This is a genomic window from Actinomycetospora sp. CA-101289 (assembly GCF_050955895.1).
GTDB lineage: Bacteria > Actinomycetota > Actinomycetes > Mycobacteriales > Pseudonocardiaceae > Actinomycetospora.
In genome coordinates this window covers 3,097,341-3,114,443 of sequence record NZ_CP192093.1, presented here as the reverse complement: position 1 = coordinate 3,114,443, position 17,103 = coordinate 3,097,341, and the positions used below count along the sequence as shown (strand labels likewise).

The window sequence follows — 17,103 nt, the reverse complement described above, 5'->3', positions numbered from 1 at the left end:
AGGCAGGCGCCGGTCATCATGCCCATCGAGGACTCCCCGCCACGGCCCGACCCGGAGCTGGTCGACGGTCTGCAGACCGTGCTCGCGGGCCTGGCCGACGAGCTCGCCACCGACGCGGGCCCCGGGTCCTGTGTCTTCGTGTGGGAGCGCCTGGGCGCCCGGCGCCGGGACGGCGACGAGCTGTGGGCCGACGCGCTCGAGGGGGCGGTCCGCGGGGCCGGGATCGCGTGCCTCGGGATCTTCGTCAGCACGCCCGTGGGAATCCGCCGGGCACGATGAACCCAGGGGAGAGGCGCGACGAGGGTTCAGCCCTGCGCATCGCGGACGTCCGTCCCGTGCTCGGCGAACGCCTTGAAGTCCTGCATGTGCCGGAGCGACTGCTTGCGGAAGACACCGCGCATCAACGGGGCCACCAGCCGCATCACGCCGCCGAACCGGTACTCGTTCTCGCTCGCCCAGAGCGTCGTCCCCGGGCCGGCCTCGGTCAGCCGCTCCCGCGCGGCGCTCCACATGCCCTCGGCGACGATCTCGCGCTCGAAGTGGACCACGCTGTCCCGCGGGATCGCGTGCAGGTCCGCCGGTTCCCGGCGCGTGATGATCTCGGTGGCCTCCATCGTCTGCTGGCCCGTCCACAGCACGACGCGCGACTCGGTGCCGACCTGCCCGTGCTCACCACGGATGGGCTCGTGCACCACCAGGCCTCGCAGCCACATCGGCAGGTGCGCGGGGTCGGCGAGCAACGGGGCCACCCGCTCCCGCGGCAGCGCGATCTCGACCGAGACGGTGTACTTCATGCCGAGAAGTCTGACTTCGACGGCACGAGCGCGGGAGAGGCTCTCCGCCATCCGTAATGACATAATGTCGATTATCGGATCGAGCTGACGGTGCCGACAGTGGGCGAGAGGCGCCCGGACCGTGCCGTCGCGACCGCCAGCGCCGCCGTACCCGCCGTGAGCAGCGCCGACCGCAGCAGGTTCGCGTCCAGCAGGCTGTCGATGGTCGCCGCGTCCTGTCCGATGCGGTCGAGCCGGGCGTGCCGCGGGATCGCCCACGCCACCGTCGACACCAGCGCGCCGACCCCGCTCGCCGCGACGACGCCGGCGAGCCCGCGCGGCACGTCCGCCGGTCGCGTCCACGGGAACGCCGCGGCCGCCAGGAAGCCCACGAAACCGGGCACGATCACCGCGAACGGGATCGCCGCGTTGTAGGCCGCGTGGTACTCGAGGAAGTCGCTCTCCGGCACGACGCGGAACAGCGGGTACGACGCCGCCTGGGCCTGCCACCCCAGCGCCGCCGAGTAGGCCGTGAGCGCCGTCAGGCCGACCAGGTGCCAGCGGCGCCACCCCACGGCGTCGGTGCGCGGACGGTCGGCGGCCAGGATCTCGGTGCTCACGAGCGGTACTCCCCCTCGACGAAAATCGGATAGAGTTATGCTAAACCCGATTGAGCAGGAGTCAAACGAAATCATGGACGGCCGCCGCCGGTACGACGCCTCGAGCCGCGAGCGCCAGGCCGCCCGGACCCGCCAGCAGATCGCCCGCGTCGCGGTCGAGCAGTTCGTCGCCCACGGGTACGCGACGACGTCCGTGGCCGCCGTGGCCCGGGCGGCCGGCGTGTCCGCGCAGACGGTCTACAACGGCTTCGGCACCAAGGCCGCCCTGCTCAAGGAGGGCTACGACCTCGTGCTCGCCGGCGACGACGCCGACGTGCCCCTGGCCGAGCGCCCCGAGGTGCGCGCGCTCTACGCCGAGCCGGACCCCGGCGCCTTCCTGCGGGGCTACGCGCGCCTGGGTCGCTCGCTGCTCGACCGCGTGGGCGCGCTGGCGGTGCAGATCGGCGCGGGCGCCCTGGCCGGCGACGCGGACCTCGTCGCGATGCGCGCCACCACCGACCAGGAGCGCCTGGTGGGTACCGGGATGGTCGTGCGCCGCCTGGTCGAGCTCGGCGCCCTCTCCCCCGGACTCGACCACGAGACCGCCCGCGACCGCCTCTGGACCCTCAACAGCGCCGAGGTCTGGCACCTGCTCACCGTCACCCGCGGGTGGAGCGGCGAGGCCTACGAGGACTGGGTGGGCCAGGCCATGACCGACGCCGTCCTGCCCCCGGCGCACCGCACATCCCCTGCTCCACCCCGGTGATCGAGATCCGCTCGTCGGCTCGGTTCGACCATTGACGGCACCCGCTCGTTGAATCGTGCACGACCATCTGGCCGCTTGCCGGACAGTCGCGCCGCCGACCGCGCGCGCCTTTCCCCGTGACGACGGATCGAGCACGGTGGGATCACGACCGGGTCGCGGGACCGCGAGAATCGTCTCCGCGGAGTGACGGACCCGATCACGCACAGTGGATGACCGTGGGTGCCGGGCCGAGCGAGGGTCCCGGAACGGGTCGCGTGGGGGGATCGGCAGTGGGCGGAGACGATGCGGTGGGGGCACCGCGTCGACGGGAGCACCGGCGACGACAACGGCAGGCCGCGTCGTGACCGACGAGTCCGACGAGATCGACCGGCTGGTCGCGGCGGTGCTCGACGACGACCGCGCCGCGCTCAACCAGCTGCTGGTGATCCTGCGCCCCCTGGTCGTCCGCTACTGCCGCGCCCGGCTCGGCAGCGACCGCGCCGGCGTGGCCGCCGACGACGTGGCCCAGGAGGTGTGCCTGGCGGTGCTCAAGTCGCTGCCGACCTACACCGACCAGGGCAAACCGTTCCTCGCCTTCGTCTACGGCATCGCCGCGCACAAGGTCGTCGACGCCCACCGCCACGCCGGGCGCGACCGCTCGGACCCCACCGACGAGGTGCCCGAGGGGTTCGCCGACATGGCCGGCCCCGAGCAGCACGCGCTGGAGATGTCGGCGAGCGTCGAGATGCGCGCCCTGCTCTCGCAGCTGCCGGCCAAGCAGCGCGAGATCCTCGTGCTGCGGGTGGTGGTGGGCCTGTCTGCCGAGGAGACCGCGCTCGCCGTTGGCTCCACGCCCGGCGCGGTGCGGGTCGCCCAGCACCGCGCCGTCGCGAAGCTGCGCGGCGTGCTGGGCGACCCGGCCGACGCGCCAGGCCCCGACGACACCCCGCCGCGGGGCCTGGCCGGCGTGCGGGTCAGAACGCCGGACGCAGCGGGAACCCGGACCGGGCGTCGGGGCCGAGCTTGACCCCCAGCACCTGGTGGAGCTGGATGTTGTTGACGTCGAAGCCCACCTGGCACGCCGGCATGTAGAGCCGCCACACCCGGGCGCGGCCCTCCCCCGCCTCCGCGACGCACTCGTCCCAGTGCGCCTCGAGGTTGGCCGACCAGTCCGCGAGCGTCCGCGCGTAGTGCTCGCGCAGGTTCTCCTCGTGCCGGATCTCGAAGCCCGCGGCGTTCATCTGCGAGATCAGCCAACCGATCGGCAGCAGCTCGCCGTCGGGGAAGACGTAGCGGTCGATGAACGGGTCCGCCGCCGCGCGGTGGAGGTGGTCGGGCCGGGTGATGCAGTGGTTGAGCAGCCGGCCGCCCGGGCGGAGCTTGCCGTAGAGCGCCCGGAAGTACGACGGGACGTTGCGCCGCCCGATGTGCTCGGTGAGCCCGATCGAGCTGATCGCGTCGAACCCGTCCTCGGTGACGTCGCGGTAGTCGGCGTGGCGGATCTCCACGCGGTCGCCCAGACCCCGGCGTGCGACCTCCTTCTGCGCCCACAGCGCCTGGTCGCGCGAGAGCGTCACGCCGAGCGCCTGCACCCCGTGGTGCTCGGCGGCGTGCATCGCCATCTGGCCCCAGCCGCAGCCGACGTCGAGCAGGCGCATGCCCGGCTCCAGCGCCAGCTTCTGCGCGACCAGCTCGTGCTTGGTGTCCTGCGCCTCCTCGAGCGTGGCGCCCGCCGAGGGGTAGACCGCACACGTGTAGGTCATCGACGGCCCGAGGACCATCTCGTAGAAGCGGTTCGACACGTCGTAGTGGTGCTCGATCGCCGTCGAGTCGCGCCGCTTGGAGTGCCGCCGGCCGGACTGGCGGTGCTCCTCGGGTGGTGGCGCGACGCGGTGGCGCAGGCGCACCGGCGCCAGGCGCGCGGCCACCTTGAGCAGCGTCGAGGGCGGTACGTCGGACACGGTGAGCTCGCTGATCGCGGTCAGCGCCTCGTAGATGTCACCGTCGACGTCGAGGTGCCCGGACACGAAGGCCCGGGCGAGACCCAGCGAGTTCGGCGAGCCGGCCAGGTAGGCCAGGGCCGTCTCGCTGCGCACGTCGATGGTGGCGACGGGCTCGGCGCCCGCCGGCTTCGAGGCGCTGCCGTCGTAGGCGCGGATGGCGATGGGGGCCTCGTCCCCCAGGACCGGTCGGAACATCTCGGCGACCTGCACGTCGGACCTCCTCAGCCCGTCACGGTCTTCGTGTAGAGATCGGGGAGGCGTCCGTCCGGGTCGTAGCGGGCCTTCAGCTCCCGGTACGCCGCCCCTCCGTAGAGCGCGTCGAACTCGTCGCGCGGATAGCTCGCCGTGGAGTACAGCGACTTGTGCCCGTCCATCGAGAGCAGCACCTGCTCGATGCGGCGGTTGTGGTGGTCCGGCGCCTGGCCCGGGGCGAGCTCGGCGTCCGACCAGAACCCGACGTTGACGTAGGTCGCGTCGGGGTCGAGGGGGTAGAGCGGCCACGTGCGCCGGTCGCGCTGGCGCAGCGGGCACAGCCAGACCGGGCTGATGCCGATCTCGTCGTGGAAGAACGCGAGGAACTCCGGCAGGCGCTCCACCGGCACCTCGACGTCCTGGATGATCGGCTCGACGCCCGCGGCGCCGCTGCGGCGCGCGACCGCCTGCGACAGCCCGACCCGGCGGTCCAGCGCCACGAGCCGGCGGTAGACGTCGGAGCGGCGGTAGCGCGACGGCCAGAGCCGGCGCACCACCGGGTGCTGGACGCCGAGGGCGCGCGAGCACCAGAACCAGTCGGTGTCCCAGCGCCACAGGTAGTCGTGGATGGTCAGGAAGTCGGTGTCCCGGTCCTGGATCGACCGGTAGTAGATCCCCTGGCCGGTGTAGTCCGACAGGTAGGGCGCCTCGTCGACCATCTCGCCGAGGGTCAGGTAGTGCTCGTCGGCGGAGAAGACGGTGCCGTCGCAGAAGTCGACCCGCTCCCCCGCCCACTCGCGGGTCGCCGTGACCTCGGCCAGGGCCTTCGCGGTCTCGTCGGCGCTGTCGAAGCGCACGTGGCGCAGCCGCACGAAGGGCTTCACCGGCGCGAGCTCGATGCGCAGCCGCAGCGCGTACCCGAGCGTGCCGTAGGAGTTCGGGAGGCCGGAGAGCAGATCGGGGTGATCGGCGGTCGAGAGGATCTCACCGGTGCCGGTGAGCACGTCGGCCTCGAGCACGGACTCGTGCGGCAGGCCGTCGCGGAACGACGTCGACTCGATGCCGAGCCCGACGACCGCGCCGCCGAGGGTGATGGTCTTGAGCTGCGGGACCACGAGCGGCATCAGCCCGTGCGGCAGCGTCGCCGCCACGAGGTCCTCGTAGGTGGTCATCCCCTGGACGTCCGCGGTGCGCGCCTCCGGGTCGACCGACAGCACGCGGTCGAGCCCGTCGACGGACAGGCCGCCCTCGCCCCCGCGGAAGCGGAACAGGTTCGACGTCTTCTTGCGCAGCCGCACCGGGGCGCCCGGCGGGAGCTCGGCGAGCCCGCGCCGCACGGCGTCCACCGCCTCCTGGTGCGCGACCGCGACGTCCGCGCCGACCGTCATGTGGGTGCCTCCTCCCGGTTACGGCGGGCAGCGTATGCCCACTGTGAGCCGGGAGCGACGCCCTTCGGGGGTGGGTTGGGCCACCCGAGGGCGACGAGGCGCCCGTGGGGACCCCGCGTCAGCCGGTCGGAGGACCCGCCGTGACCGCCGCGAGGACCCGCGGCAGCGCGTCGTCGGCGAGCGCGGCCATCTCCGCGTCGGTGCGGTCCTGGATCGGGTGCGCGACGTAGACCGCGGGCACCGCGGCGAAGCCCAGCGCCCGGGCCTGCGCGTCGGTCGCGCTGACGAACTCGGTCGACGCGACGAAGGTGGCCGTCACGCCGTCGGCCTCGAGGGCGGCGAGGTCGTGCACACTGCACGACGTGCACGAGCCTCAATCGGCGAGGGCCTCGATCACCACGTCGCACTCGGCGGCGATCTCCGCGCGCAGGTCGGCGGGCAGCGGCCGCGTGAACGTCGGCTTGGCGTAGCGGCGCACGGTCACCCCGCGCTCGGCGAGCAGCTCGGCGAGCCGGTCGAGGAACACCTCGCCGCGCGGCTTGGCGATGTCGAGCAGCCCCACGGTGCGCCCCGCGAGGTCCACGGGACGCGGCCCCACGGTGCGGGCGGCGGGACGGGACTCGTCGGTCGGGTCCAGCACAACGGTCGAGACGATCACTCAGGCCTCCTCGATGACGCGGGTGACGGGGGTGCTGCCGCCGCGGCCGCCCACCCAGCCGCCGAGCACGGTGGAGAACTTGCCCGCTCCCCCGCCGGCCACGGCGACCATGAGCCCGCCGGGGCGGAACTTCGGGCGCGGCCCGGTCGGCTCCGGCACGCCCTCCTCGATGCCGTCGGCGCCCCGCGCCAGCTCCTCGGGCGGCGCCACGAGCAGCGCATCGAGCTCGGTGGTGAACCGCGCGCGGTCCCAGCCGGCCCCGGCGAACACGGCGACGTGCTCGGGCGCCAGCACCAGGACCGCGTCGAACCCGGGCGCGAGCTTGGGGTGCCCGACGCCCTGCAGCCCGCGGGCCAGCGAGCGCGCCAGCGACTCCGGCGTCCGCGAGAGCTGGTCGACGAGGCCGCGGGCGCCCTCGGCGGCGAAGACCGTGACCGCCGACGCCCCGGCCGGCACGCCGCGCGCGACCGACAGCGGCTCCCAGGGCGAGCCGTCCTCGTCCTCGGCGAAGCACAGCCCGACCTTGCCGGGCTGCCCGAGCGTCGCGCGGTCGACCTCACCGGGCCGCCCGCCGCCGACGTTGCGGATCACCAGCTGCAGCGCGCGCCCGATCGTCGAGTTGGCGCGGGTGCCCTGGCCCAGCGCGTTGCCGCCCGCGTTGACCCCGATCCGGCGCGCCACCGGCCCGTGCACGAGCACCGCGGGCGACGCGCCCCAGGTGGTGGCGAGCAGGCCGTGGGCGTTGAACTCCGCGGTGCACGCCGCCTCCACCGCGGCCAGCACCACCGGCAGGTACTCGGGGCGGCAGCCCGCCAGCACCGCGTTGACGGCGACCTTCTCCACCGTCGCCGGCACGAGGTTCGGGGGCACGACGGCGACCACCTCGCCGGGCGCGCGCGTGGTGCCGGCGAGCATCCGCAGCACCCGCGGCAGGGTCGGCGCGACCACGGGCAGCCCGTCGGTCCAGCCGCGGTCGTAGAGGGCCTCGGCCTCGTCCTCGAGGCCCGCGAGCTCGACGCGACGGGCGGTGAGCTCGTGGCCCCGGGCGCGCACGAGCAGCTCGTCGGCCACCTCGGGATCGTGGGTGCGCGACCCGCAGCCGGGCTTCCGGTCGGGCAGGTCGGCGCCCAGGTCGGCGACGCCGGTCAGGGCCCGCCAGCGCTCGCGGTCCCAGCCCTCGGCGCGCTCGGTCTCGACGCCGCCCGCGCGGCGCAGCAGGGTCGGCACGACGTCGATGCCGAGGCGGGTGCTGGCCTCCAGCGCGGTGTCGTCGCGCACCGCGACCCCGTCGGGGAAGGCGGGGTCGTCCTGGCTGTAGACGGTCGCGCCCAGCCCGCCCAGCACCGGGGCCACCAGCCGGCACGTGGGGCAGTCCTGCTTGACCACCACCACGAGCCCGTCGTCCGGGGGCGCCGCGGTCGTGGTCACGCGAGGCACGCTACCCAGGCCGACCCCGGCGGTGTCGAGAACAGCGCGGTGACTTGCGCTCGTGCCGCCCTCCGTGCACCATCCACATGGATGGTCGAGGGAGGGTGATCGTGGTCGGGGAGCCGGCGGAACGCACCGAGAAGATCACGATCAACATCGGTCCGGTCGACCTCGGCCGCATCGATCTCCTGGTGCAGGAAGGGCACTTCTCCAACCGCACCGACTTCATCCGCACCGCCGTGCGCAACCAGCTCACGGCCAGCGGGCCCGCGATCGAGCACACGGTCGCGCGCCGCACGCTCGTGCTCGGCACCCAGCACTTCTCGCGCCACGACCTCGAGGCGCTGCGGGACCGGGGCGAGCAGGTGCACATCCGCGTGCTCGGGCTGGCCACCGTCGCCGACGACGTCCCGCCCGAGCTCGCCACGGCCACGATCGCCTCCGTCGAGGTGCTCGGGGCCTTCCGGGCCAGCCGCGCCGTCAAGGCCGCGCTCGGTCCCCGCATCGTCTGACCCTGGAGGTCACCGTGTTCCGTACCGGCAAGCTGATCCGCGACACCCTGCGCGCGATGCCCGCGGCCACCGGCACGTCCGAGGTCGGCCGCATGATGCGCGAGGGCCGGCTGCTCGACGCCACCGCGCGCATCCAGGAGCGGCTGGGCGGGGGGCTGCCGGGTGGGGTGAGCATGCCCTCGATGGCTGGCATGCCCTCCATGTCCGGCATGCCCACACCCCGCACCGGCTCCCCCACCGGCCGCGCCCCCGGCGCCGTGACCCGCGGGTCGGCCGAGGGCCTGGCCTACCGCCTCTACGTCCCCACCACCCTGCAGGCCGGCGCTCCCCTGCTGGTCATGCTGCACGGCGGCACCCAGGACGCCGAGACGTTCGCCGCCGCGACCGGCATGGACGAGGCCGCCGAGGCCGCCGGGGTGCTCGTCGCCTACCCCGAGCAGTCGCGCTCGGCCAACGCGATGGGGTACTGGAACTGGTTCCGCCCCGGCGACCAGGCCCGCGACGCCGGCGAGCCCGGCATGATCGCCGCCGTGACCCGCGAGGTGATGGCCGCGCACGACGCCGACCCCGCCCGCGTGGCCGTCGCCGGCTTCTCCGCCGGGGGCGCCATGGCGGCGGTGATGGGCGCGTCCTACCCCGACCTGTTCTGCGGCGCCGGCGTGCACTCGGGCCTGCCCCACCGCGCCGCGTCGGACGTGGGCTCCGCGTTCGCGGCCATGTCCTCGCCGCCGCGCACCGTCGCCGACGCCGGCCCTGTCCCGCTCGTCGTCGTGCACGGCGACGCCGACCGCACGGTGGCGCCCGCGTGCGGCGAGGCCGTCGTCCGCTCGGCCCTGACCCGCGCGGGCCGCATCGAGCCCGTGCGCACCGACGGACGGGTCGACGACGGGCGCGCGTGGACCCGCGAGCGCTGGTCGGAGCCCGGCGGGCGGGTGCTCGCCGAGTCGTGGACCGTGCACGGCATGGGCCACGCCTGGTCCGGGGGCCGCGAGGGCGGGTCGTACGCCGACCCGTCCGGGCCCGACGCCGGCGCCGCGATGCTCGCGTTCTTCGGCTTCACCGCCGACCCCACCCTGGGATAGCCGGCGATGCCCGACCTCTCCGAGTACAACGCCAAGCGCGACCCGGCGCGGACCCCCGAGCCGTTCGGGGAGGTCGGGGCGGCCGGCGGCGACCGCTTCGTCGTCCAGGAGCACCACGCCCGCCGCCTGCACTACGACGTGCGCCTCGAGCGCGACGGCGTGCTCGTGTCGTGGGCGGTGCCCAAGGGCCTGCCGGACGCGCCCGGCGCGCCCCGGATGGCCGTGCACACCGAGGACCACCCGCTGGAGTACCTCGACTTCCACGGCGAGATCCCGCGCGGCGAGTACGGCGGCGGGCGGATGACCATCTGGGACACCGGACGCTACGAGACCGAGAAGTGGTCCGACGACGAGGTCGCGGTGACCCTGCACGGGGAGCGGGTGTCGGGCCGGTTCGTGTTCTTCAAGCCGCAGCGCGGGGCGGAGAGCAAGGACTGGCTGGTCCAGCGGCGTCACGACACCCCTGCCCCGCCACGCGACGCCCAGGCCCCGCGCGTGAACGTCGGCGGCCGCGCGCTGAAGCTCGTCAACCTCGACAAGGAGCTGTACCCCGGCGTCCCGAAGGCGTCACTGCTCGACTACTACGCCCGCGTCGCCGACACCCTTCTCCCCCACCTGTCGGGCCGGCCGCTGACCCTGCGCCGCTTCCCCGACGGCATCGGCGCGCCGTCGTTCTACGAGAAGAACGCCGGCGCCAAGGCCCCGGACTGGCTGCGCACGGTCGACGTGCCCACCCCGGGCAGCAGCCGCGGGTCGGCCACGGCGACGTTCGTGGTGGTCGAGGAGCTCGCGACGCTGGTGTACCTGGCCAACCTCGCGGTGCTCGAGCTGCACGTGCCCCAGTGGCGCGTTGACGACGCGGGTGTCGTGCAGCCCCCCGACGAGCTGGTGTTCGACCTCGACCCGGGCGAGGGCACCACCGTGCTCGAGTGCGCCCGGGTCGCCGAGCGCGTCCGCGACCTCCTCGCCGCCGACGGCCTCGAGCTCTGCCCGAAGGTCAGCGGGAGCAAGGGCATGCAGGTAAGCGCCGCGATCCGCGTCGAGGACCCCGCCCGCCCGTCGGCCTACGCGAAGGCCGTCGCCGAGCACCTCGCGCGCGAGACCCCGCGCGCGGTCACCGCGGTCATGGCCAAGGACCGGCGCCGCGGCAAGGTCTTCGTCGACTGGAGCCAGAACAACCCGTCGAAGACCACCGTTGCGCCGTACTCGCTGCGCGCCCGGGCCGCCCACGGCGCGCCGACGGTGTCGACGCCGCTGACCTGGGACGAGGTGGCCGCCGCCACGGCGGTGCGTGACCTGACCTTCGCCCCCGCCGACGTGCTGGCCCGAATCGGGCGCGACGGGGACCTCTACGCGGCGGCGCTGGGCGTCGGCGTCACGCGCCCGGACCTGCCGGAACGGCCGTCGGGGGCCTGAGGGGCGGGTGCCGCCAGAGCGCGGGGTCAGCCCAGCAGCGAGTTGGTGACGCCACCGACCGTGCGGCCGGCGCCGCCCAGCAGGCCGCCGAGCAGGCCGCCACCCGATCCGCCCGAGCCACCGGAGCCGCCGCCGGAGTCGCGGCCCGACCCGCCGCTCGACCCGCCGCTCGAGCCGCCACCGCCGGAGCCACCGCCGGAGCTCGAGCCGCCGCCGGCGGAGCCGGAGCCCGACCCACCCGAGCCGCCGTCGTCGTCGTCCGGGTCCTCGCGCGGGGTCGCCGAGGTGGACTCGTCGTCGTCGGCCGTGCTGGTGGTCGTCCGGCTGGTGCGCGAGCTCGTCGCCTCGGCGTCACGGGTGACCGCGCGGGGCGCGACGGTGACGGTGCGCGGCGGCTCGGCAAGCGCGACGGTCGGGTCCTCCAGCGGGGGCAGCACGCTGGCGTCGGCCGGGGCCGTAGGACGGGCCGTGCCCGGCGCGGTGGTGCCCGGAAGGGTGCCGGGGGCGACGACGGGGAACGTGCCGACGCGCGGCAGGGCGGTGGCGTCGTCGGAGTTGGCGAGGGTGGACACGGCGAGCGGCACGGACGCGGCCGCTGCGGCCACCGAGACCAGCGCGATGCCCCAGCCCTTGAGCTTCGAGGCGCCGCCGGCGGCGGCCACCGGGGCCGCTGCGCCGCGACGGCGGCGGTGTCGTCCGGCGTCGGGTGCGGGCGCCGAGGGCGCGAGCTCGCCCGGGGACTCGTCGAGTCCCCGCCGGGCCCACTCCGGGAGGCCGTCAGGGACCGAGCCCGACGACCACCACGCGGGCTCTCCCCCCCGCCCCTTCGACACCTTGTGCTCCCCTCAGCCCAGTGTGATCGCCGAGACTACTCCACGTGCACGCTCACCCCCAAGGTGGCCCGCCGATTCCCCGTAACGTGCCAGCGGTCGCGCCTCACCGCACCGACCACCCCGGACAGGTCCCGATGCGCGCGGGGTGGGGTCGGAGCGGGCAGACTCGTCGCCCGTGACCCGGCCGCCGCACCCGTTCCTGGCCGGTCGCAGGCCCCGCGCGTTCGCGCACCGCGGCTGGCACATCGGCGACCTCGAGGGGCTGGAGAACTCCCTGGCGGCCTTCCGCCGGGCCGTCGACGAGGGCTACACGCACCTCGAGACCGACGTGCACGCCACCGCGGACGGGGTGCTCGTCGTGCACCACGACGCCACCCTGCGCCGCGTCGCCGGGCACCCCGGGGTGCTGAAGACCATGCCGTGGGCGGACCTGGCCGGCGTGCGGCTGCGGGGCCGCGAGCCGCTCCCCCGGCTCGAGGAGGTGCTCGAGGCGCTGCCCGCGACGCGCTTCAACGTCGACCTCAAGGCGCCCGGCACCCTCGAGCCGATGCTGCGGCTGCTCGAGCGCGACGACGTCGCCGAGCGCGTGGCCGTGGCGAGCACGGACGAGCGGCGCCTCGACGCGGTTCGCGCCCGCTTCGGCGACCGCGTGGTCACCGGCATCGCCTCGCGCTCGGCGTTCCGTCTGCGGGCCCGCGCGGTCTCCCCCGTCCTGCTGCGCCGCCCGCTGGGCCGCGCGCTGCCGGTGCGTGGCGACCTCGCCCAGCTCCCGGTGCGCCTCGGCGCCCTCACCGTGATCGACCGCGCCATGCTCGACGCCGCCCACGACCTGGGCGTCGAGGTGCACGTGTGGACCGTCGACCGCACCTCGGAGATGCACCGCCTGCTCGACCTCGGCGTCGACGGCCTCATGACCGACCGTCCGGACCTGCTGCGCGACGTGCTCGTCACCCGCGGCACGTGGACCGCGCCCGCCGACGGGACGGGCTGAGGAGGGCCCCTCGACGTCACGATTCCGGACGGGCACAACCCGAGCCGTGTGGACGTTGTGTGGGAGGGGTAGCCACACCCCGTGGCCCGACGCCGGTGAGTCCGGTCACGGAGAGGGTGAACCCGGGGCGTCGCGGGAACGAACCACGACGGTCCGGCGTTGACCCACCCGTGCCCGGCGGCTGTGCGCCTCGGGTGCACTCGCAGTCGAGGAAAGGACACCAGATCATGGCCGACCGCGTCCTCCGTGGTAGCCGTCTCGGGGCCGTGAGCTACGAGACCGACCGCGACCACGACCTCGCTCCCCGTCGGTCCTTCGCCTACCGCTGCCCCAAGGGCCACGACTTCGAGGTGCCGTTCTCGGACGACGCCGAGGCGCCCGTGACCTGGGAGTGCCGTCTGCACGGCGACGAGGGCAAGCGCATCGACGGCACCGAGCCGGAGCAGAAGAAGGCCAAGCCGCCGCGCACCCACTGGGACATGCTGCTCGAGCGGCGCTCGGTGCCCGAGCTCGAGGAGCTGCTCGACGAGCGTCTCGGCCTGCTGAAGCAGCGCCGCTCCGAGAGCGCCTGAGCGCGCAGGACCCCGCAACACAGGGCCGTCCCGGCAGTGCCGGGGCGGCCCTCCGTGTGTCCGGGACCGTCAGCCGCGACGTGGGCGCGCGCGCCGGCGCCGGGCCCGGTCGCGCACGCCCCACGACGTGATCCGCCACAGCGCCTCGCGCACCACGGCGCCGCTCATCTTCGACTCGCCGGCCTCGCGCTCGACGAACGTGATCGGCACCTCGCGCACCCGCAGCCCCGCCCGCTGCACCCGGAACGCGACGTCGACCTGGAAGCAGTAGCCCTCCGACGCGACCGTCTCCAGCCCCGTCCCGGCCAGCGCGCTCCGGCGGAAGCAGCGGTACCCGCCGGTGACGTCGTGCAGCGGCAGCGACAGCACGCGCCGCGAGTACGCGTTGCCCGCCCGCGAGAGCAGCCGGCGGTGCCCGGCCCAGCCGACGGTCCTGCCGCCGGGCACGTACCGCGAGCCCAGCACCACGTCGGCGCCGGCGGCCGCGGCGAGCAGGTGCGGCAGCTCCTCCGGGGCGTGCGACCCGTCGGCGTCCATCTGCACGATCCACGCGACGCCGTCGGTGCCGAACGCGCCGTCCAGCACCCGGCCGAACGCGTCGACGTAGGCGGCGCCGAGCCCGGCGCGGGGCGCGTGGTGGTGCACCCGCACCCGCGGGTCGACCGCCGCCAGCGTGTCGGCGAGGGCGCCGGTGCCGTCGGGGCTGCCGTCGTCGACGACGAGGATCCGCAGGCCGGGCAGGGTGTCGAACAGGCGGGTCACCAGCCCGGGCAGGCTCTCGCGCTCGTTGTAGGTGGGGACGACGACCAGCGTGTCCGACCCGTCGGGGCACGGTCCGCTCACGCGCGCCCCTGCTCGCGGGATCGCCGTCGCTGCACCAGCCCGACCACCACCGCGCCGACCCCGAGCGCCACGAGCACCCACTCCGGCCCGGGCCCCAGCCGCGTCGCGAGCGTCGTCGTGGTGCGCAGCGGCACCGTCTCGACGAGCAGACCCGGGGTGAACAGGTCGCCCGTGCGCGCCTGCAGCGTTCCGTCCGCCGCGACCACCGCGCTCTGGCCGCTGGTGGCCGCGATGACGACGGCGCGGTCGTGCTCGATCGCCCGCAGCCGCGACATGCCCTGCTGCTGGTAGGTCATGTCGCTGTACCCGAAGGTCGCGTTGTTGGTGGGCACGGTCAGCAGATCCGCCCCGCCGCGCACGGCGTCGCGGACGCTGTCGTCGAACACGACCTCGTAGCAGGTCACGACCCCGAGCCGCGCGGGTCCGGCGGGCAGCACGCCGGTTCCGGTGCCGGGCTCGAAGTCGGTGACGCGGTCGACCAGCGGCGAGACCTGCGCGGCGATCCCGCGCAGTGGGATGTACTCGCCGAACGGGAGGATGTGGCGCTTCACGTACGTCGCGCCCGGTCCAGAGCGCGGGGCCCAGACGATCGCCGCGTTCCGCGGGCCCCGCACCAGCCGGCCGTCGGGGGCGCGCGCGCCGGCCAGCACGGCACCGACCACGACGGGGACGCCGACCTCGTCGGTCACCGCCTGGATCTCCGCGCCGGCGTCCGCGTTGCGCAGGGGGTCGATGTCCGAGGAGTTCTCGGGCCAGATGACGAGCTCGGGTCGCGGGAGCCGCCCGGCGCGCACCTCGGCGGCGAGCCGGCGGGTCTGGACGACGTGGTTGTCGAGCACCGCGCGGCGCTGGGCGTTGAAGTCCAGGCCCGCGCGCGGCACGTTGCCCTGCACCGCGGCCACCGTGATCGTCGGGCCGGGCGGGTCGGCGTCCACCGACGGCGTCGCGGCGAGACCCGCGGTGGGCCCGAGCAGGACGGCGACCAGCGCGCCCGCCGCCGCCCGCCGCTGCCGCGCGCGCAGGGCCCGCACGAGTGCCCACAGCCCGGCGCCGCAGAACACGACGGCCCCGCTCACCAGCGGCGCGCCGCCGAGCGAGGCCAGCGGCGCGAACGGGCCGCCGGGCTGACCGAACGCGATCTTCGCCCAGGGGAACCCGGCGAACGGCCACCGCTCGATCAGCGCCTCGCCGGCCACCCACACCCCCGCCACCCACAGCGGGGCGGCGGGCAGGCGCGTCACCAGCGGCAGCAGCGCGACGGGCACGGCCACGACGAGCACCAGCGCCACGAGCAGCAGCAGCCACACGGCGCCGACGTACTCGCCGGTCCAGTGCAGCAGGGGCAGCTGGTAGGCGACGCCGACCAGCACTCCGAGACCGAACGCCGCCCGCACCCGGCGCCCGTCGACCACGGCGACGAGCAGCGCGATCCCGAGCGGCGCCGCCCACCAGGCCCCCAGCGGCGGGAACGCGGCGTAGAGCGCGAGGCCGGCGACGACAGCGCCCGCGAGGCGCCCCCACGTGCCGAGCGAAGGGCCCCTCCGCTCGGAGGTGTCGAGCGACCGTGCCCTCCGCTCGGCGGGGTCGGTCGTCAGCACGAGAGCAGGTCGTGGGGCCGCCGGTTGACCGCCTCGCAGCCATCGCCGGTGACCACCACGATGTCCTCGATGCGCGCACCCCAGCGGCCCGGGAAGTAGATGCCCGGCTCGATGCTGAACGCCATGCCCGGCTCGAGGAGCAGGTCGTTGCCGTCGACGATGTAGGGCTCCTCGTGCACCTCGAGGCCGATCCCGTGCCCGGTGCGGTGCACGAAGTACTCGCCGTAGCCGGCGTCGCGGATGATCGCGCGCGCCGCCTCGTCGATGCTCGCGGCCGTGACGCCCGGGCGGACCGCGTCGACGGCCGCGGCCTGGGCGCGCTGGAGCACCGCGTAGACGTCGCGGACCTCGCCGCCCGGCTCCCCCACGACGTAGGTGCGGGTGGAGTCGGAGTGGTAGCCCTCGGGCAGCGGCCCGCCGATGTCGACGACGACGACGTCGCCGGTCCCGAGGACGCGGTCGGACACCTCGTGGTGCGGGCTCGCCCCGTTGGGGCCCGAGCCGACAATGACGAACGCGGCCTCGGCGTGGCCGGCCTCGACGATGGCGCGCGTGATGTCCTCGCCGACCTCGGCCTCGGTGCGCCCGGCGACCAGCCACCCCGGGACCTGCTCGTGCACGGCGTCGATGGCCGCGCCCGCGGACCGCAGCGCGGCCACCTCGGCGTCGTCCTTGCGCATCCGCAGCTCGCGCAGCACCGGCGTCGCCAGCTCGATCCCCGCGCCGGGCAGGGCGTCGCGCAGGCCGAGGACGTGGAGGGCGGGCATGTCGGCGGCGACCGCGACGCGCCGCACCCCGCCGAGGCGCGACGCCGCGAGCGCGTGGGGGTCGACGCCGTCGGTCCAGGTCAGCACGTCCATCGCCTCGACCGCGGAGCCGGCGAGCCCCGGGCGCTCGAGCGTGGGGACCACGAACGCGGGCTCGCCGTCGACCGGCAGGAGCAGCGCCGAGAGCCGCTCGTGGGAGTGCTTGACGACGCCGGTGAGGTACTGCAGGTCCGGGCCCGGTGTCACGACCAGGGCGTCCACGCCGACCTGCCGCGCCGCGGACCGGGCGCGCTCGAGCCGGGCCGCCACCCGATCGGTGGCGGCGGCGGGGGTGCTGCTCATGGGCACCGAGCCTAGGTCAGCGCGGCGCCGGACGGGCGCGCCCCGGGGTGGACCCGGGGCGCGTCCCGCGTCTCACTCGGCGAGCTTGGCGAAGGCCTGGGCCCACAGGAAGTACTTGTTGGTGCCGAGCTCACGGATCGTCTTCACGTTGAAGGCGTCCTTGAGCTTCTGGGCGTCGTCGTCGCTGACGCCCTGCAGCGCCGCGACCGGCGCGTCGGCGATCTCCGAGAACGACTTGTCCTCGTAGGCCTTGTCGAGCTTGTCCTTGATGTCACCCATGCGTTCTCCCATCGTCTGAGGGTCTGGTGATCGCCCTGTGCCCACTCGCCGGGTCCGCCACGCGGACACCTGAGTAGATGTC

Annotated in this window: 19 protein-coding genes; 8 read left to right on the top strand and 11 right to left on the bottom strand. The window is 75.0% G+C overall.

Going from position 1 to position 17,103, the window contains the following annotated elements; all coding sequences use genetic code 11:
* Positions 1-18 precede the first annotated feature (18 nt).
* Positions 19-279 carry a hypothetical protein gene (locus ACQPX6_RS15505; protein ID WP_433781090.1) on the top strand — a complete coding sequence of 87 codons (261 nt, stop codon included), beginning with the start codon at positions 19-21 and terminating at the stop codon, positions 277-279.
* Between the two features lie 26 nt (positions 280-305).
* On the opposite strand, the gene ACQPX6_RS15500 is transcribed toward ACQPX6_RS15505, so the two are convergent.
* Together ACQPX6_RS15500 and ACQPX6_RS15495 are read right to left on the bottom strand one after the other, a co-directional pair.
* Positions 306-794, bottom strand: a complete 489-nt coding sequence (locus tag ACQPX6_RS15500; protein ID WP_433781089.1) for an SRPBCC family protein — start codon at positions 792-794, stop codon at positions 306-308.
* Positions 795-865: 71 nt separating this feature from the next.
* Positions 866-1,393 carry a hypothetical protein gene (locus ACQPX6_RS15495; protein WP_433781088.1) on the bottom strand — a complete coding sequence of 176 codons (528 nt, stop codon included), beginning with the start codon at positions 1,391-1,393 and terminating at the stop codon, positions 866-868.
* A gap of 73 nt (positions 1,394-1,466) precedes the next feature.
* Here ACQPX6_RS15495 and ACQPX6_RS15490 point away from each other — a divergent pair, with 73 nt between their 5' ends.
* Both ACQPX6_RS15490 and ACQPX6_RS15485 read left to right on the top strand, forming a co-directional pair.
* Positions 1,467-2,138 (top strand): TetR/AcrR family transcriptional regulator, encoded by a 672-nt coding sequence (locus ACQPX6_RS15490; protein ID WP_433781087.1) that lies wholly within the window; start codon positions 1,467-1,469, stop codon positions 2,136-2,138.
* Positions 2,139-2,478: 340 nt separating this feature from the next.
* Positions 2,479-3,144, top strand: coding sequence for a sigma-70 family RNA polymerase sigma factor (locus ACQPX6_RS15485; protein ID WP_433781086.1), 666 nt, complete (start codon positions 2,479-2,481; stop codon positions 3,142-3,144).
* Here the strand turns inward: ACQPX6_RS15485 and ACQPX6_RS15480 are convergent.
* From ACQPX6_RS15480 to ACQPX6_RS15465, 4 genes are all read right to left on the bottom strand, one after another.
* The gene (locus ACQPX6_RS15480) at positions 3,092-4,330 is read right to left on the bottom strand and encodes a class I SAM-dependent methyltransferase (protein WP_433781085.1); all 1,239 of its coding nucleotides are present in this window, start codon (positions 4,328-4,330) and stop codon (positions 3,092-3,094) included. The two genes, ACQPX6_RS15485 and ACQPX6_RS15480, sit on opposite strands and share 53 nt — an antisense overlap.
* A gap of 11 nt (positions 4,331-4,341) precedes the next feature.
* Positions 4,342-5,700 carry an FAD-binding oxidoreductase gene (locus ACQPX6_RS15475; protein ID WP_433781083.1) on the bottom strand — a complete coding sequence of 453 codons (1,359 nt, stop codon included), beginning with the start codon at positions 5,698-5,700 and terminating at the stop codon, positions 4,342-4,344.
* Between the two features lie 118 nt (positions 5,701-5,818).
* Complete coding sequence (locus ACQPX6_RS15470) at positions 5,819-6,358, bottom strand: UGSC family (seleno)protein (protein WP_433781082.1); 540 nt, start codon at positions 6,356-6,358, stop codon at positions 5,819-5,821.
* Positions 6,359-7,786 carry a hypothetical protein gene (locus ACQPX6_RS15465; RefSeq protein ID WP_433781080.1) on the bottom strand — a complete coding sequence of 476 codons (1,428 nt, stop codon included), beginning with the start codon at positions 7,784-7,786 and terminating at the stop codon, positions 6,359-6,361. It abuts the gene before it with no gap.
* Positions 7,787-7,896: 110 nt separating this feature from the next.
* Here ACQPX6_RS15465 and ACQPX6_RS15460 point away from each other — a divergent pair, with 110 nt between their 5' ends.
* Genes ACQPX6_RS15460 through ligD form a run of 3 tightly spaced genes read left to right on the top strand, consistent with a single transcriptional unit; the run spans position 7,897 to position 10,796 of the window.
* Entirely contained in the window at positions 7,897-8,298 is a 402-nt protein-coding gene (locus ACQPX6_RS15460; RefSeq protein WP_433781079.1) for a CopG family transcriptional regulator, read from the top strand.
* A 14-nt stretch (positions 8,299-8,312) separates the two neighbouring features.
* Entirely contained in the window at positions 8,313-9,380 is a 1,068-nt protein-coding gene (locus ACQPX6_RS15455) for an extracellular catalytic domain type 1 short-chain-length polyhydroxyalkanoate depolymerase (protein WP_433781078.1), read from the top strand.
* A 6-nt stretch (positions 9,381-9,386) separates the two neighbouring features.
* Positions 9,387-10,796 (top strand): non-homologous end-joining DNA ligase, encoded by a 1,410-nt coding sequence (ligD, locus tag ACQPX6_RS15450; protein WP_433781077.1) that lies wholly within the window; start codon positions 9,387-9,389, stop codon positions 10,794-10,796.
* Positions 10,797-10,822: 26 nt separating this feature from the next.
* Here ligD and ACQPX6_RS15445 read toward each other — a convergent pair whose 3' ends face one another.
* Entirely contained in the window at positions 10,823-11,629 is an 807-nt protein-coding gene (locus ACQPX6_RS15445) for a hypothetical protein (RefSeq protein ID WP_433781076.1), read from the bottom strand.
* A gap of 175 nt (positions 11,630-11,804) precedes the next feature.
* Here ACQPX6_RS15445 and ACQPX6_RS15440 point away from each other — a divergent pair, with 175 nt between their 5' ends.
* The gene (locus ACQPX6_RS15440; protein ID WP_433781074.1) at positions 11,805-12,620 is read left to right on the top strand and encodes a glycerophosphodiester phosphodiesterase family protein; all 816 of its coding nucleotides are present in this window, start codon (positions 11,805-11,807) and stop codon (positions 12,618-12,620) included.
* A gap of 227 nt (positions 12,621-12,847) precedes the next feature.
* Complete coding sequence (locus ACQPX6_RS15435; protein WP_433781072.1) at positions 12,848-13,192, top strand: RNA polymerase-binding protein RbpA; 345 nt, start codon at positions 12,848-12,850, stop codon at positions 13,190-13,192.
* Positions 13,193-13,261: 69 nt separating this feature from the next.
* On the opposite strand, the gene ACQPX6_RS15430 is transcribed toward ACQPX6_RS15435, so the two are convergent.
* The 4 genes from ACQPX6_RS15430 to ACQPX6_RS15415 all read right to left on the bottom strand — a co-directional run bounded on the left by ACQPX6_RS15430 (position 13,262) and on the right by ACQPX6_RS15415 (position 17,021).
* Complete coding sequence (locus ACQPX6_RS15430; protein ID WP_433781071.1) at positions 13,262-14,035, bottom strand: polyprenol monophosphomannose synthase; 774 nt, start codon at positions 14,033-14,035, stop codon at positions 13,262-13,264.
* Positions 14,032-15,633, bottom strand: coding sequence for an apolipoprotein N-acyltransferase (lnt, locus tag ACQPX6_RS15425; protein ID WP_433781069.1), 1,602 nt, complete (start codon positions 15,631-15,633; stop codon positions 14,032-14,034). Before lnt ends, ACQPX6_RS15430 begins: the two co-directional genes overlap by 4 nt.
* Entirely contained in the window at positions 15,627-16,742 is a 1,116-nt protein-coding gene (locus ACQPX6_RS15420; RefSeq protein ID WP_433781067.1) for a M24 family metallopeptidase, read from the bottom strand. Before ACQPX6_RS15420 ends, lnt begins: the two co-directional genes overlap by 7 nt.
* Before the next feature lie 72 nt (positions 16,743-16,814).
* Complete coding sequence (locus ACQPX6_RS15415; protein ID WP_433781065.1) at positions 16,815-17,021, bottom strand: hypothetical protein; 207 nt, start codon at positions 17,019-17,021, stop codon at positions 16,815-16,817.
* Between the last annotated feature and the right edge of the window lie 82 nt (positions 17,022-17,103).

Coding starts and splice junctions, on each gene's coding strand:
- ACQPX6_RS15505 (WP_433781090.1), top strand. CDS start 19: ATGCCCATCGAGGACTCCCCGCCACGGCCCGACCCGGAGCTGGTCGAC.
- ACQPX6_RS15500 (WP_433781089.1), bottom strand. CDS start 794: ATGAAGTACACCGTCTCGGTCGAGATCGCGCTGCCGCGGGAGCGGGTG.
- ACQPX6_RS15490 (WP_433781087.1), top strand. CDS start 1,467: ATGGACGGCCGCCGCCGGTACGACGCCTCGAGCCGCGAGCGCCAGGCC.
- ACQPX6_RS15475 (WP_433781083.1), bottom strand. CDS start 5,700: ATGACGGTCGGCGCGGACGTCGCGGTCGCGCACCAGGAGGCGGTGGAC.
- ligD (WP_433781077.1), top strand. CDS start 9,387: ATGCCCGACCTCTCCGAGTACAACGCCAAGCGCGACCCGGCGCGGACC.
- ACQPX6_RS15435 (WP_433781072.1), top strand. CDS start 12,848: ATGGCCGACCGCGTCCTCCGTGGTAGCCGTCTCGGGGCCGTGAGCTAC.
- ACQPX6_RS15420 (WP_433781067.1), bottom strand. CDS start 16,742: ATGAGCAGCACCCCCGCCGCCGCCACCGATCGGGTGGCGGCCCGGCTC.
- ACQPX6_RS15415 (WP_433781065.1), bottom strand. CDS start 17,021: ATGGGTGACATCAAGGACAAGCTCGACAAGGCCTACGAGGACAAGTCG.